The 14,393-nt window shown below is 69.8% G+C and carries 11 protein-coding genes; 6 read left to right on the top strand and 5 right to left on the bottom strand.

What is annotated here, in order from left to right:
• The 3 genes from RSA25_RS15745 to RSA25_RS15755 form a co-directional block, all read left to right on the top strand.
• A partial coding sequence (locus RSA25_RS15745; protein WP_332809787.1) for a carbohydrate ABC transporter permease occupies window positions 1–470 on the top strand: 470 nt, incomplete at its 5' end.
• A gap of 38 nt (window positions 471–508) precedes the next feature.
• Window positions 509–3,652 (top strand): discoidin domain-containing protein, encoded by a 3,144-nt coding sequence (locus RSA25_RS15750; RefSeq protein WP_332809797.1) that lies wholly within the window; start codon window positions 509–511, stop codon window positions 3,650–3,652.
• On the top strand, window positions 3,652–4,593 hold the full coding sequence (locus RSA25_RS15755) for an endonuclease/exonuclease/phosphatase family protein (protein WP_332809788.1): 942 nt from the start codon (window positions 3,652–3,654) through the stop codon (window positions 4,591–4,593). The genes RSA25_RS15750 and RSA25_RS15755 overlap by 1 nt, the downstream gene beginning before the upstream one ends.
• Before the next feature lie 62 nt (window positions 4,594–4,655).
• Here RSA25_RS15755 and RSA25_RS15760 read toward each other — a convergent pair whose 3' ends face one another.
• Complete coding sequence (locus tag RSA25_RS15760; protein ID WP_332809789.1) at window positions 4,656–5,081, bottom strand: hypothetical protein; 426 nt, start codon at window positions 5,079–5,081, stop codon at window positions 4,656–4,658.
• A gap of 86 nt (window positions 5,082–5,167) precedes the next feature.
• On the bottom strand, window positions 5,168–8,602 hold the full coding sequence (locus RSA25_RS15765) for an Rne/Rng family ribonuclease (RefSeq protein WP_332809790.1): 3,435 nt from the start codon (window positions 8,600–8,602) through the stop codon (window positions 5,168–5,170).
• Window positions 8,603–9,046: 444 nt separating this feature from the next.
• On the opposite strand from RSA25_RS15765, the gene RSA25_RS15770 reads away from it, so the two are divergent.
• A complete protein-coding gene (locus RSA25_RS15770) occupies window positions 9,047–9,985 on the top strand; it encodes an RluA family pseudouridine synthase (RefSeq protein ID WP_332809791.1) in 939 nt (312 codons plus the stop codon).
• A 69-nt stretch (window positions 9,986–10,054) separates the two neighbouring features.
• Here RSA25_RS15770 and zupT read toward each other — a convergent pair whose 3' ends face one another.
• The 3 genes from zupT to RSA25_RS15785 all read right to left on the bottom strand — a co-directional run bounded on the left by zupT (window position 10,055) and on the right by RSA25_RS15785 (window position 11,722).
• On the bottom strand, window positions 10,055–10,864 hold the full coding sequence (gene zupT / locus RSA25_RS15775) for a zinc transporter ZupT (RefSeq protein ID WP_332809792.1): 810 nt from the start codon (window positions 10,862–10,864) through the stop codon (window positions 10,055–10,057).
• Between the two features lie 92 nt (window positions 10,865–10,956).
• Window positions 10,957–11,376 (bottom strand): energy transducer TonB, encoded by a 420-nt coding sequence (locus RSA25_RS15780; RefSeq protein WP_332809793.1) that lies wholly within the window; start codon window positions 11,374–11,376, stop codon window positions 10,957–10,959.
• A 4-nt stretch (window positions 11,377–11,380) separates the two neighbouring features.
• Complete coding sequence (locus tag RSA25_RS15785) at window positions 11,381–11,722, bottom strand: 4a-hydroxytetrahydrobiopterin dehydratase (RefSeq protein WP_332809794.1); 342 nt, start codon at window positions 11,720–11,722, stop codon at window positions 11,381–11,383.
• Between the two features lie 102 nt (window positions 11,723–11,824).
• Here RSA25_RS15785 and RSA25_RS15790 point away from each other — a divergent pair, with 102 nt between their 5' ends.
• Both RSA25_RS15790 and RSA25_RS15795 read left to right on the top strand, forming a co-directional pair.
• Window positions 11,825–12,424 carry an NfuA family Fe-S biogenesis protein gene (locus tag RSA25_RS15790; protein ID WP_332809795.1) on the top strand — a complete coding sequence of 200 codons (600 nt, stop codon included), beginning with the start codon at window positions 11,825–11,827 and terminating at the stop codon, window positions 12,422–12,424.
• A 9-nt stretch (window positions 12,425–12,433) separates the two neighbouring features.
• Window positions 12,434–14,200, top strand: coding sequence for a hypothetical protein (locus RSA25_RS15795; RefSeq protein ID WP_332809796.1), 1,767 nt, complete (start codon window positions 12,434–12,436; stop codon window positions 14,198–14,200).
• The last annotated feature ends 193 nt before the right edge of the window (window positions 14,201–14,393 follow it).

The following is a 14,393-nucleotide window of genomic DNA, read 5'->3' on the forward strand; positions in this document are numbered from 1 at the left end:
AGGTGGCGATGCTGCCGCTGTTCCTGCTGATGAAGCAGCTGGGCCTGGTCAACAGCTTCGGCGGCGTGGTCGTGCCGGCGCTGGCCAGCGTGTTCGGCATCTTCCTGGTGCGCCAGTACGCGCGCTCGATCCCCGACGAACTGCTGGAGGCGGCGCGCATCGACGGGGCAGGGGAGATGCGGATCTTCTTCCAGATCGTGCTGCCGATGCTCAAGCCGGTGCTGGTGACGCTGTCGATCTTCACCTTCATGGGCGCGTGGAACGATTTCATGTGGCCGCTGATCGTGTTGACCGACCAGGAGCACTACACTTTGCCGGTCGCCCTGGCCACCTTGTCGCGCGAACACATCATGGACGTGGAGATGATGATGGCCGGCGCGGTGGTCACGGTGGTGCCGGTGCTGCTGCTGTTCCTGGCATTGCAGCGTTACTACATCCAAGGTCTGCTGCTGGGGAGTGTCAAAGGGTGAAACATGCCGTCGTCGCGGTGGGTCTGGGTCTTGGGCTGATGTGGTCGCTGGGGGCCTCGGCCGCCGCGCCGGCGCCGTTGCCGGCACCGAAGGTGCTGGACACCTTCGACGACATGACGCCCTGGAAGCTGGTGGTGTCCGACCAGGTCAGCGGTTCGCTGCGCAGCGTGGTCGGCAGCGGCGGCGGGCGCGCGCTGTGCCTGGACTACGACTTCCACGATGTCTCCGGTTATGTCGGCATCCGCCGCGAACTGGGCATCGAGTACCCGGCCAACTACCAGTTCGGCCTGCAGCTGCGCGGCGACTCGCCGGCCAACGACCTGCAGTTCAAGCTGATCGACGCCAGCGGCGACAACGTGTGGTGGGTCAACCGCCCCGGCTACACCTTTCCCAAGGTCTGGAGCAGCGTGCAGTACCGTGCGCGCCAGATCGACAAGGCCTGGGGGCCGGGCAAGGACCCCACGCTCACGCGCAGCGCGGCGGTGGAGTTCACCCTTTACAGCAAGGTCGGCGGCAAAGGCACGGTCTGCTTCGACCGGCTCACCCTGCAGGGCCTGCCGCCGATGGATACCTCGGCGCTGGCACCGTCGGTGATCGCCGATACCGCCACCGCGCTGCAGAGCCGCATTGCCGATGGCAAGCCGGACACGGTGTGGATCAGTGGCGGGGTGCCCGAACAGACCATCAGCCTGGACCTGCACAAGGTGCGCGAGTTCGGCGGTGCGGTGATCCAGTGGCTGCCGGGGCTGGAAGCCACGCGCTACGTGGTGCGCACCTCCCAGGACGGACGCAGCTGGAAACAGGTACGCGAGGTGGTGGGCGGCGGTGGTGACCGCGACTGGCTGGCCCTGCCCGATACCGAGGCCCGCTACCTGCGCCTGGACCTCAAGGGCGGCCCGAGCTGGCGCTACGGCATCCGTGACATCTCGCTCAAGCCGCTGGACTTTGCCGCCACCCCCAACGACTTCATCCGCTCGGTCGGTGCCGACCTGCCGCGTGGCGCGGTGCCGCGCGGTTTCAGTGGCGAGCAGCCGTACTGGACCCTGCTGGGCCTGGACGGTGGCCGCGAGCAGGCGTTGATCGGCGAGGACGGCGCGCTGGAAGTGGCCAAGGCCAGCTTCAGCGTGGAGCCGTTCGTGCTGGTGGACGGCAAGAAGCTGCTGAGCTGGGCCGATGTGACCAGCACCCAGTCGCTGCAGGACGACTACCTGCCCATCGCCCGCGTCGACTGGGCCCATGACAAGGCCGCGCTGCAGGTCACCGGTTTCGTCCAGGGCACCCCGGACAAGGCCCAGCTGGTCGGCCGCTACACCCTGCGCAACCCGGACAAGGTGGCCCACGACTACACCCTGGCCCTGGCCGTGCGCCCGTGGCAGGTCAACCCGCCCACCCAGTTCCTCAACACCGTCGGCGGCTTCAGCCGCATCGACAACCTCTCGGTGGACGCCACCGACGTGGAGGTCAATGGCACCCCGCGCCTGTATCCGGCGCAGGCGCCGGACAGCACCTTCGCCACCACCTTCGATGGCAAGCTGGACGTGGTCCACCTGGCCAGCGGCAAGCTGCCCACCACCACCGAAGTGCGCGACCCCACCGGCCTGGCCTCCGGCGCGCTGCTGTACCGCTGGACGCTGGCGCCGGGCGAAAGCCGCGAGGTGGCCATCGTGCTGCCGCAGACCGGCAGCTGGACGATGCCCAAGGACTTCGATGCGGCCAAGGCCCAGCAGGCGGTTGCCTCGATGTGGCGGACCAAGCTGGACCAGGTGACCCTGCAGCTGCCCGCCGCCGGCAAGCCGCTGGCCGATACCCTGCGCACCGCGCTGGCGCACATGCTGATCTCCAGGATCGGCCCGAGCATCCAGCCGGGCACGCGTTCCTATTCGCGCAGCTGGATCCGCGACGGCGCGATGATTTCCGAAGGCCTGCTGCGCATGGGCCGCAGCGACGCGGTGCGCGAGTACGTGAGCTGGTATGCCCCCTATCAGTTCGAGAACGGCAAGGTGCCGTGCTGTGTCGACCCGCGCGGCAGCGACCCGGTGCCGGAGAACGACAGCCACGGCGAGTTGATCTTCAACATCGCCGAGTACTGGCGCTATACCGGCGACAACGCCTTCCTGGAGGCGATGTGGCCGCACGTGCAGGGCGCCTACGGCTACATGGAGCAGCTGCGCCTGAGCGAGCGCACCGAGGAGAACCGCGCACGCAACCCGGCCTTCTACGGGATGATGCCGGTGTCCATCAGCCACGAGGGCTATTCGGCCAAGCCGATGCATTCGTACTGGGACAACTTCTGGGCGCTGCGCGGCTACAAGGATGCGGCGGTGATCGCCGGCACGCTGGGCAGGATGGAGGCGCTGCAGATCAGCGAATCGCGCGACCAGTTCCGTGACGACCTGCAGGCCTCGCTGCTGGCGGCGGTGACGCTGCACAAGATCGACTACCTGCCCGGTGCAGCCGAGCTGGGCGACTTCGATGCCACCTCCACCACCATCGCGCTGGCGCCCGGCGGTGAACAGGGCCGCCTGCCGCAGCCCTACCTGGACAACACCTTCGAGCGTTACTGGGCCCAGTTCGTCGAGCGTCGCGACGGCAAGCGCGAGTGGAAGGATTACACCCCCTACGAGTGGCGCAACGTGGCCGCGTTCGTGCGCCTGGGCTGGCGCGACCGGGCCTGGCAGGCCACCGAGTTCTTCTTCAAGGACCGCGCGCCCCAGGCCTGGAACCAGTGGGCCGAAGTGGTCTCCCATACCCCGCGCAAGCCGTTCTTCGTCGGTGACCTGCCGCATGCCTGGGTGGCCTCGGACTTCGTGCGCTCGGCGCTGGACATGTTCGCCTACAACCGCGACGTCGACGACAGCCTGGTGCTGGCCGCCGGCGTGCCCACGCGCTGGCTGGAAGGCAAGGGCGTGGCGATCAAGGGCCTGCGCACGCCCAATGGCCAGCTCAACTACGCGCTGAGCCGCAGCGACAAGCAGCTGCTGCTGGAGGTATCGGCCGGGCTGGTGCCGCCGCACGGCGGGGTGATCCTGCCGTGGCCCTACAGTGGCGAACCGGGCGACACGCTGATCAATGGCGAGCCGGCACAGTGGCTCAACGGCGAACTGCGCATCACCCAGGTGCCGGCCAAGGTCGAGATTGAGGTGCCCGCGGCGGTGCGCCGCGCAGAGCGAAAGGCACAGTAATGGCGCGCGCGTCGTTCCGTGCACCGCTGCGCCGGGTGTTGGCCCACGCCTGCCTGCTGGCCGGCCTGGCCAGCGCGGCGGCGCCCGCGGCAGGGCAGGTCACCGTGGGCGCCGCCGCGCCCGCGTCGCCTGCAGCGGCCGGCCCCGCTGCCAGCGCCGCACCGGGCATGAGCATGGTCACCTTCAACCTGCACCACGACCGCGAAGACTGGCCGGCGCGGCGCAAGGTGATCCTGCGCGAACTGCAGGCGCTGCGCCCGGACGCGATCGCGCTGCAGGAAGTGATCCAGAAGCCGCACGTGCGCAACCAGGCCGCCTGGCTGGCGCGCAAGCTCGGCTACGACTACCAGTTCGTCTCCACCGATCCGCCGGGCCGCTTCAAGCGCTACGGCAATGCGCTGCTGACCCGGCGCCCGGTGCTGGCGCGCAACGACCACCTGCTGGCGCCGCGTGGCGACTATCGCACCGTCGCGCACCTGCGCATCAACGTGGATGGGCAGCCGGTGAACGTGTACGCCACCCACCTCAACGAGCGCGCGGATGACAGTGGCAGCCGCATCCGCGCCGAACAGGTGGCCGACCTGCTGCAGTTCATCGCCGGCACCGCCGGAGATGCCCCGGTGGTGATCGCCGGTGACTTCAATGCGCTGGTGGATGCCGGCGACCTCAGTGCGCTGCGCAACCACTACGGCGACAGTTTCGGCAGCGTGCACGTCAACAACGCACTGGCCCAGGTCAGCACGCTCAACCGGCATTATTACCAGGCGCCCTCGCGCATCGACCACATCTTCTTCCAGCAGGACCGCCTGCTCGCGCGCGAGGCGAAGCTGCTGTTCGACCAGCCGTATGCCGACGGGCGCTGGGCCTCGGACCACTATGGCGTGTGGACACGGTTGCAGTTCGCGCCCGGCGCGGGCAGCCCTGCCGCCACCACGCCCTGATCGCCGCTGGGTGGCGCCGCGTCATGCGCGGCGACCCTGCGCCCCGCACGCCAGCGGAATCGCTACGGAATCGCCTTGTCGCTGATCTTGTCCCAGCGCACGCCGTCGTGCGTGCGCCAGGTGCCGCCGGTGGCGCAACAGCCGCCCGCGCCGAGCGCCATGCGACCCAGCACCGCGACCACCGCGCCGTCTTCGTGGCGCATGGACTGCCGATCGCACTGGCTGAAGAAGGGGTAGGGCGGCGGGGCGAGTACCTCGGTGAGGGTGACCGCGTGTTGCGGGCCGCGCGCGATCCGGAACACCTTGCAGTCCTCCACCAGCAGCTCGATGTCCACGCCTGCCAGGCGACCCACGAACACGTCTTCCGGGGCCGCATCACGCACCCGGATCGCCGCTTCACTGAGTGGCGCAGGCGCGGGCGCAGGCTGGCAGCCTGGCAGCAGGAGCAGCATCGCCATGTACGACAGGAGGGAGCGGGAGCGGTTCATGCGCCGAGCATGCCACAGCCGTGCGGTTGCCCAAACGCAGACAGCGGCCCGAGGCCGCTGTCTGGTGCTACGTGACGCTGCGCGGATCAGGCCTTGTCGGTCTTGTCCTGATCCGGCTTGGCGTCTTCATCGGCCTGCGCGACCTCGGTCGGGATGTCCTCGCGGGCCTCGGCCAGGGCGGCCTGGGCCGCGGCGTCGGTGCCGCCGGCGGCGGTGCCGAACAACTGGCCGTTCTGCACTGCCGGCGCCGCCGGGGCGGCGTCGACGCGTGCTGCCGGGGCCACGACAGCCTTCTCCGCTGCGGCCGGGATCGGATCGACCGCGTCGAGCATGCTCGACTGCACCGGGCGATTCGGCTGGCCCGCATCGACGGCGACCGGGGCGACTTCGACGGCCTTCGGGGCTTCAACCGCCGGGGCGGCTTCAACGGCCTTCGGGGTCTCAACGACCGGGGCGGCTTCGACGGCCTTCGGGGCTTCAACGACCGGGGCGGCTTCAACGGCCTTCGGGGCTGCAACGACCGGGGCGGCTTCGACGGCCTTCGGGGCTTCAACCGCCGGGGCGGCTTCAACGGCCTTCGGGGTCTCAACGACCGGGGCGGCTTCAACGGCCTTCGGGGCTTCAACGACCGGGGCGGCTTCAACGGCCTTCGGGGCCTCAACCACCGGGGCGGCTTCAACGGCCTTCGGGGTTTCAACCACCGGTGCCGGCGCCTGGACCACGGCCGGGGCCGGGGTCGGGGACTCCACGAACGGCACGCGGTCGGTGTACGACGGGGCGGCGGCTTCCGGCGCCGGGCTGGCCTCGGCGTGGCCGGCGGTCACGACCGGGCTGCTGACCACGGCCACCGGCGCGGCGGCGGCGACAGCAGCGACCGGGGCCGGGCGCGGGGCCTGGACCGGTGCGGCGGCCGGCGCGGTGCCCGATTCGTCATCGAAGTCGAACTCCGGCTGCGGCTGGCCGTTGCCGGCCGCGGCGCGCTCGCCCTGGGCGGTGTCGCCACCGTCCTGGTCGCCGTCCTGCTCGTCGGCATCGTCGTCCAGACCGCCCTCATCGCCCAGGCCATCGCTGCCGGTCGCTGCATCGCCATTGCCACGACGACGACGACGACCGCCACGACGGCCGCGACGGCGGCGCGACGCGCCTTCGCCATTGGCGTCCTCGGCGTTGCCCGGGGCATCGCCCTGCTCACCGCCCTCGGCGATGGCCACCTGGGCCTCCTCGCTGCCCTCCGGCGCGGTCGCCACGGGGGCGGCCTGGACCGGTGCGTTCGGGGTGACGGCCTCGGCCACACCCACGGCGGCGGCCACTACGGCGGCGTCGGCCACCGGCGCGCCGGCGTTCACCGGCTTGGGCGCATCAGCCTGCGGCTGGCGGGCCGGGCGATCGCTGGCGGCCGGCTTGTCGCCGTCGGCCTGCTGCGGCTTGCCCTGCGGCGGGTTCTGCTTCTGCTTCAGCTTCGGCTGCTGCTGGTCGTTGCGCGGCGGCTTGGGTGCCTGCTCACCGCGCGGCTTGCCCTGGCCCGGTGCCTGCACCTGGGCGGCATTGCCGGCGACCGGGGCGGCCACGTCCTGGCGGCGCTCGTCACGGCGCTCGTTCTTGCCGCCACGTTCGCCACGCTCACCGCGGTCCTTGCCACGGCCCTGGCCCTGCGACTGGCCGTTGCCGTTGCCACCGCGCTCGCCACGCTCATCGCGACGGCCATTGCGGTCCTTGTTGCGATCCTTGTTGCGGTTGTTGCGGTTGCCATCCTGGGCCGGGCGGGCGCTCGGCTGCGGGGCAGCGGCCGGGGCCGGCTCACCGCCGAAGATGCGCTTCAGCCAACCCACCACGCCGGTAGCGGCCGGCGCGGCGACCGGTGCCGGGGCAGCCACCGGGGCCGGAGCGACCTCGGGTTCGGCAACCTCACGGACCGGCGCCGGCTGGCTGTGCTTGACCTGGGTCACGACCGGGGCGGCCGGGATGTTGAGCTGGGCCTTGGTCAGGGCATGCACCGGCAGCTTGCGCGGGGTGCCGCGCTGGTAGCTCGGCTTGCCGCTTTCCTCGCCCAGTTCGTTCTCGCGCAGGCGGGTCACTTCGTAATGCGGGGTGTGCAGCTGCTCGTCGGCGACGATCACGATCGGCGCGTCGTGGCGCTGCTCGATCTCGCGCAGCGCGCCACGCTTCTCGTTGAGCAGGTAATTGGCGATCTCGACCGGGGCCTGGACCAGCACCTGCCCGGTGTTCTCCTTCATCGCATGCTCTTCGGCCACGCGGATGATCGACAGGGACAGCGATTCGACGCTGCGCATGCGGCCATGGCCGTCACAACGCGGGCAGACGATCTGGCTGGATTCGCCCAGGCTCGGACGCAGGCGCTGGCGGCTCATTTCCATCAGGCCAAAGCGCGAGATGCGGCCCAGCTGCACGCGCGCACGGTCGTACTTGAGCGCGTTCTGCAGGCGGTTCTCGACTTCGCGCTGGTGCTTGTTGGAGGCCATGTCGATGAAATCGATGACCACCAGGCCGCCCAGGTCGCGCAGGCGCAGCTGGCGGGCCACTTCCTCGGCCGCTTCCAGGTTGGTCTGGAAGGCGGTGTCCTCGATGTCGCTGCCCTTGGTGGCGCGCGAGGAGTTCACGTCGATGGCGGTCAGCGCTTCGGTCTGGTCGACCACGATCGAGCCGCCCGACGGCAGGCGCACGTTGCGCTCGTACGCGCCCTCGATCTGGGACTCGATCTGGAAGCGGTTGAACAGCGGGATGTCGTCGGTGTAGTGCTTCAGCTTGCGCAGGGTCTGCGGCATCACCTGCTGCATGAACTCGCGGGCGGTGTCGTACAGCTCCTGGGTGTCCACCAGGATCTCGCCGACGTCCGAACGCAGGTAGTCACGCAGGGCGCGCACGATCAGGCGCGACTCCTGGTAGATCAGGAAGGCGGCCGGCTTGGTCAGCGCCGCTTCGGCGATCGACTTCCAGACCTGCAGCAGGTAGTCCAGGTCCCACTGCAGCTCTTCGGCATCGCGGCCGACGCCGGCGGTGCGGATGATCACGCCCATGTCGTCGGGGATGTTCAGCTTGTCCAGCGCTTCCTTCAGCGCGGCCCGGTCTTCGCCCTCGATGCGACGCGACACGCCACCGGCGGTGGGCGAGTTGGGCATCAGCACCATGTAGCGGCCGGCCAGGGAGATGAACGTGGTCAGGGCGGCGCCCTTGTTGCCACGCTCTTCCTTGTCCACCTGGACCACCACTTCCTGGCCCTCGCGCAGCAGCTCGCGGATGCCGGCCTTGTTCGGGTCGACACCGGCCTGGAAGTAATCGCGGGAAATTTCCTTCAGCGGCAGGAAGCCGTGGCGGTCGGCGCCGTATTCCACGAACGCCGCTTCCAGGGAAGGCTCAAGGCGCGTGATACGGCCCTTGTAGATGTTCGACTTCTTCTGTTCCTTGGACGGCTGTTCGATGTCGATGTCGTACAGCGTCTGGCCATCCACGATGGCTACCCGCAGCTCTTCGGCCTGCGTGGCATTGATCAGCATTCGCTTCATTGTTGCGTTCCTCGCGCGCTGCTACCGCGCGGAACGCCATGGGGTTTCGCTTCTGGTCACGCTTGCACGCCCATCGCGCAGGCGCGGGGAGGGCGGCTTGGGTTTCCAGCGCTACGACACCACGGCAGGCCGCGGGAGCGCTACATTTTGTTTTGGTTTGGGTGTTGCGGGCCGGAGGCAGCTGTCAGCCAGGCTGGAGCGCCACAGGGTCATTTTTTCAGCACAGACGCTTGTCAGGCATCCGGCGATGGCCGGGACCGCCGGTGAGCCGCTAACATGGCCGCCCCGGGGGCGGTGGCTGCGCACTGTGCCGGAATCGAGGGAAGTCGGGCTTCTGGCCCAGAGCAACTTCCAACGAAATCAATCCCTTATCTCGCCTGCCGAGTGTAACAGAATAAAAGGCCAATGACCGTTACCGAGCCCACCCCCAAAGCCGCTGAAGCCATGACCAGCGTACGTATGATCACCGTCCCGGCCGACCGGGCGGGGCAACGCCTGGACAACTTCCTGCTCGGCCAGCTCAAGGGGGCGCCGCGCAGCCTGATCTACAAGCTGGTGCGCAGCGGCCAGGTGCGCGTCAATGGCGGCCGCGCCAAGGCCGAACGCAAGCTGGAGCCGGGCGATGAAGTCCGCGTGCCGCCCGTGCGTCTCACAGAAGAGGGAGACAAGGCCGGGCCGCCCGCCGCGTTCATGAAGCGGCTGGAAGATGCCATCGTGTTCGAGGACGATCGCCTGCTGGCGCTGAACAAGCCTTCCGGCGTGGCCAGCCACGGCGGCAGCGGCATCAGTTTCGGCGCCATCGAGACCCTGCGCGCGCTGCGCCCGGGCAAGACCCTGGAGCTGGTGCACCGGCTGGACCGGGACACCTCCGGCCTGCTGATCGTGGCCAAGAAGCGCTCGGCGCTCAGCGAGCTGCAGGCGCTGCTGCGGGAAGACCATGGCGCGGGCATCCGCAAGCGCTACCTGACCCTGCTGGTGGGGCGCATGCCCGACGGCACCATGACCGTGGACGCGCCGCTGCACGTGGGCCTGCGCCAGGGTGGTGAGCGCCACGTGCAGGTCAACCCGATCGGCAAGGCGTCCATCAGCCACTTCAAGGTGCTCGAGCGCAAGGGCGGGCATTCATATTGCGAGGTGCGCATCGAAACCGGCCGCACCCACCAGATCCGCGTGCATGCCCAGCACCTGGGCCACCCGGTGGCCGGCGACGACAAATACGGCGAGGCGGACGTGAACAAGCGGCTGCGCGAGCAGATCGGGCTCAAGCGCCTGTTCCTGCATGCGGCCACCCTCGAGTTCGCCCTGGACGACGGGCGTACCCCCTATCTGCTCAACGCGCCACTGGCCGAGGAGCTGGTCGAGGTGCTCAACCGCCTCCGGTAGCTGCCGGCCGCTGGCCGCAACACCTCACCCGCCTGCGGTAGGTGCCGGCCGCTGGCCGGCACGTTGGCCTCACCATTTGAACAACACCAGGCTGATCGCCAGGCTGCCCATGCCGGCCACCAGGCCATACACGGTCTCGTGGCCCTTGGCGTAGCGCTTGGCCGCCGGCAGCAGCTCGTCCAGGGCCAGGAACACCATCACCCCGGAAATCAGCCCGAACACCCAGCCGAAGGTGGCGTGGTTGAGCATGCCCGACAGCGCGAAGTAGCCGATCGCCGCGCCGATCGGCTCGGCCAGGCCCGACAGCAGGCTCGCGCCGAAGGCGTACCCCTTGTGCTGGGTCGCGAAGTACACCGGCACCGCGATGGCGATGCCTTCGGGGATGTTGTGGATGGCGATGGCGAAGGCCAGCGGCATGCCCACCGCCGGGCTCTCCAGGGTGGCAAAGAACGTGGCCAGGCCCTCGGGGAAGTTGTGCGCGGTGATGGCGATGGCCGTCAGCATGCCCACCCGCCGGATGTAGGCCTTGTTGTTGTCGCGGAACAGCGGGTCCTGCTTGTCCAGGCTTTCGTGCGGATTGGGGACCAGGTGGTCGATCACCACGATCAGCAGCACCCCGGCCAGGAACGCGGCGGTGCCATAGGCAAAGCCCAGCCGGGCATCGTAGGCCTGGGTGAACGAATCGATGGCCTTGTTGAGGATCTCGGTCAGCGACACGAACACCATCGCCCCGCCGGCAAAGGCCAGCCCGAAGGCGAGCAGGCGCGGGTTGGGGCGGCGCGAGAACAGCACCATCAGGCTGCCCAGCCCGGTGGCCAGGCCGGCCGCCAGGGTCACGCCAAGGGCGACCCATACATTTTCAGACGTAATTTCCAGCATGCGCCACGGCATCCTCGTTCACGTGCGACGCGCCCCGGTCGGGGCGCGCAAAAGGGGAGGCGTGGCGAAGGCTGACCTCGATCAGGCGGGAATCAACCGCCCTGCTGGCGCAGCCGCTCTTCGATGGCAAAGCACTCATCGGGCTTGGGCTGCGGCGGGTTGAAGCTCACCGGCACCTGGATGGTGGTCGACACCGTCTGCCCGGCCCGGGTGGCCGCCTTGAAGTCCCAGCCCTGCACCGCGGTCCTGGCCTGCTCGTCCAGCTGGGCGTTGCCGCTGCCGCTGACCAGGGCCACCTCGGCCGGCTTGCCGTTGGCGGCGATCACCACCTTGAAGGTACTGGTGCCGCCGATGCCCTGGCAGGCCAGTTCGATCGGGTACTGCGGCGGCGGGGTCTTCACCGCGGCCACGTCGGTGGGCGCGGCGGCCGGGGCCTCCGGCGCGGCGTTCGGCTTGCAGCCGGCCAGGGCCACTACGGCGAGGCTGGACAACACGAGGGTCTGCAGTTTCATGGGGTCACTCCGTCAGGGCCGAAGCCTTGGCTGCACAGATGAAGTCGTTTTCGCTCAGGCCGCCCACGTCGTGGGTGGAGAACCGGACCACGGCGCGATCGTAGTGCACGCCCAGGTCGGGGTGGTGGTCTTCGCGATGGGCCACCCAGGCCAGGGCATTCACGAAGGCCATGGTCTGGTGGTAATTGTCGAAGCGGAAGGTGCGGGCCAGCGCTTGGCCGTGCTCGGCCAGCTCCCAGCCGGGGATCTGCGCCAGCAGTTCGGCCACCCGGGCCTCGCCCAGCTTGTGGTCGCTGCCCTTGCGCGGCACGCAGTGCGCCTGGGCCAGCGGAATCAGGTCGGCCATGGAATGCTCCTTTCCCTTTCGTGTTGCAAGATGCCTGAACGATGCGCCGGTCGGTGTATAAATCGAATGAGCGCATAACATGTGAACGGCTAGAATAGCCCGATGATCCAGATATCCGACACTGCCCAGACCTATTTCCGCAAGCTGATCGAACGCGAGGCCGTGCCCGGCATGGGCGTGCGCCTGAGCGCGGTCGATCCCGGCACCCCGCGCGCCGACGCCCGGCTCGAGTTCGCCGAACCCAGCCAGCTGCTGGGCGATGAGTGGGCGGTGGACTGCGACGGCTTCACCCTGTTCGTCGATGCCCCCAGCGTGGGTTGGCTGGACGGGGCGGAGATCGACATCGTCGGCAACGCCACCGGCGGCCAGCAGCTCACCATCAAGGCGCCCAAGATCAAGGGCGAAGCACCGGGTGAGTCCAATTCGCTGGTCGAGCGCGTGCGCTGGGTGGTGGAGAACGAAGTCAACCCGCAGCTGGCTTCGCACGGCGGCAAGGTGGCCGTGCAGGAAGTATCCGCCGATGGCGTGGTGCTGCTTCGGTTTGGCGGCGGCTGCCAGGGCTGCGGCATGGCCGATGTGACCCTCAAGCAGGGCATCGAGAAGACGCTCATGGGCCGGGTGCCCGGGATTACCGCGGTGCGCGACGCGACCGACCACGACAGTGGCAACGCGCCGTACATCCCGCGCGGCACGGCCGCCTGATCGCGCTGCGTGCCACTGCGCCGGGCTGACGAGATCCTCGATTGGCTGCTGGCTCGCCAGCCGGACCGGCGCATCCTTGAGAAAACCACGGGCCTGCCCTACGGGTGGGGCCTGTGGTTGCGCGCGCTGACGCCGTTGCCGCGGCCATTCCGGTCCAGCGAGGTCATTGCCGACCTCATCCAGCGGCCGTTGCCGGGTTCACCCGGGCGGTTGCCCGCGCTGGGCCTGGTCCAGGCGATGCGGCGCCTGCTCTGGCAGGGCTGGGAGCCGGCGCCGCGCGACCAGCGCTGGATGCGCTGGACATCGGCCGCGCTGAGCCTGCTGCTGCATGTGATGTTTGCCGCCCTGCTGTTGTGGGTCGCGCTGATCCGCCCGCCGGCCGAGCCGGAGCAGGGCGGGGAGAGCGGCCGCGTCCAGGTGGCGCTGGTCGGGCGGGGCAGCCCGCAGGAAGACGGCGGCGGGGAGGCGACCCCGAGCGCTGCCGCCTCGGACGCCTCGGAGGCCGCCGCGGCCGCCGAATCCACTCCCCCGGCCCCGGCCGCCGCGCGCCCGACGGCGACGGCGAGTGCACCGCAACCGGTGGTTGCGCCGGCCCCGCCCAGCGAACCGCAGCCGGCCCCGCCTGCTCCGGCCACGCCACCGGTGGAGCAGCCGGTCCAGGCCACCGAAGTGGCGCAAGCCACCACGGATTTCGTCGTGCCGCCCACCCGCGTGCTGCGCACCGAGGTGCGCGTGGTGCCGCGCCAGGCGCAGGACATCACGGTGGTCGAGCGCGCGGTCACGGTGGTGGATGCGCCGACCACCCGGCCCACCATCGCCGCGCCGCGCCCGGCCGATCCGCAACTGCGCACGCCGCAGGTGGCGGTGCGCGAGCGCGAGGTCAGCGTGGTCGAGGCGCCCGCACCGCGCGTGACCGTACCCGGCCCGCGCGTGGAGGTGACGTTGCCGCCGCGCGAGATGCAGGTTCGCGAGCGCGAGATCCAGCCGGTGACCGCGCCGTCGGTCACCATGGCCACCGTGCCGCAACGCGAGGTCAGCGTGGCCACGCGCACACCGGCGATGACCGTCCGCGAGCGCAGCGTGCCGACGCCGGCCGCGCGCCCGACCGCGACGCCGACGCCCGCGTCCGCTGCGCCGAGCACCGCAGCGGCGGCCACCGCCAGCACGTCCACGTCCAGCAACGCGACGGCCGCGGCCAGCGCGACGGCGGCCGCACGCAACAGCACGGCGACACCGGCCGCACGCCCGGCGGCCAATCCCGGCGACTGGGCCACGCCCACCCGCGGCGATGACTGGGGCGCGGCCAATCATCCGCAGGACGCCGACCTCAACGGGCGCGCGGTGGCGGCCACCGGCAAGAGCGGCGGCAGCCTGTTCAACGCCGACGGCAGCGTGCGCGTCCCGGGCCAGGACGGAAAGGGCGCGGCCGAGCGCGGCGCCCCCGGCGGCGAAAAGGATGGCTGGACCAAGGAGCGCATCGCCCACTCCGGCACCTGGCTCAAGCGCCCTCCGTACGACTACACGCCCACCTCGTTCGACAAGTACTGGGCGCCAAACGAATCGCTGCTGGCCGAATGGGTGCGCAAGGGCGTCAAGGCCGTCGAGATCCCGATCCCCGGCACCAGCTCGTCGATCTCCTGCGTCGTCTCCATCCTGCAGTTCGGCGGCGGCTGCGGCCTGAGCAACCCCAACATGCAGGACCAGCCCGCCGTCGCCCGCCCGCCGCCGGACATCCCGTTCAAGAAAGAGCTGCAGGAAGACAATGGCAGCCGCTGAGGCGCAGCCCAGCGGCGGGTAGAGCCACCCCATGGGTGGCTGCTCTCGGGCCAGGCGTAATGGCACGTCGCAGCCACGCATGGCGTGGCTACCCGGTTTGGGTGCGGGCGTTACGGCAACTTCCACGCGTCACGACAAGGTAGCAACTGTCTTGTCAGTGGTAGCCGAGGGCGACCTCGGCATCCCGCTTGCG

It is taken from the genome of Stenotrophomonas sp. (genome assembly GCF_036662295.1).
Lineage (GTDB): Bacteria > Pseudomonadota > Gammaproteobacteria > Xanthomonadales > Xanthomonadaceae > Stenotrophomonas.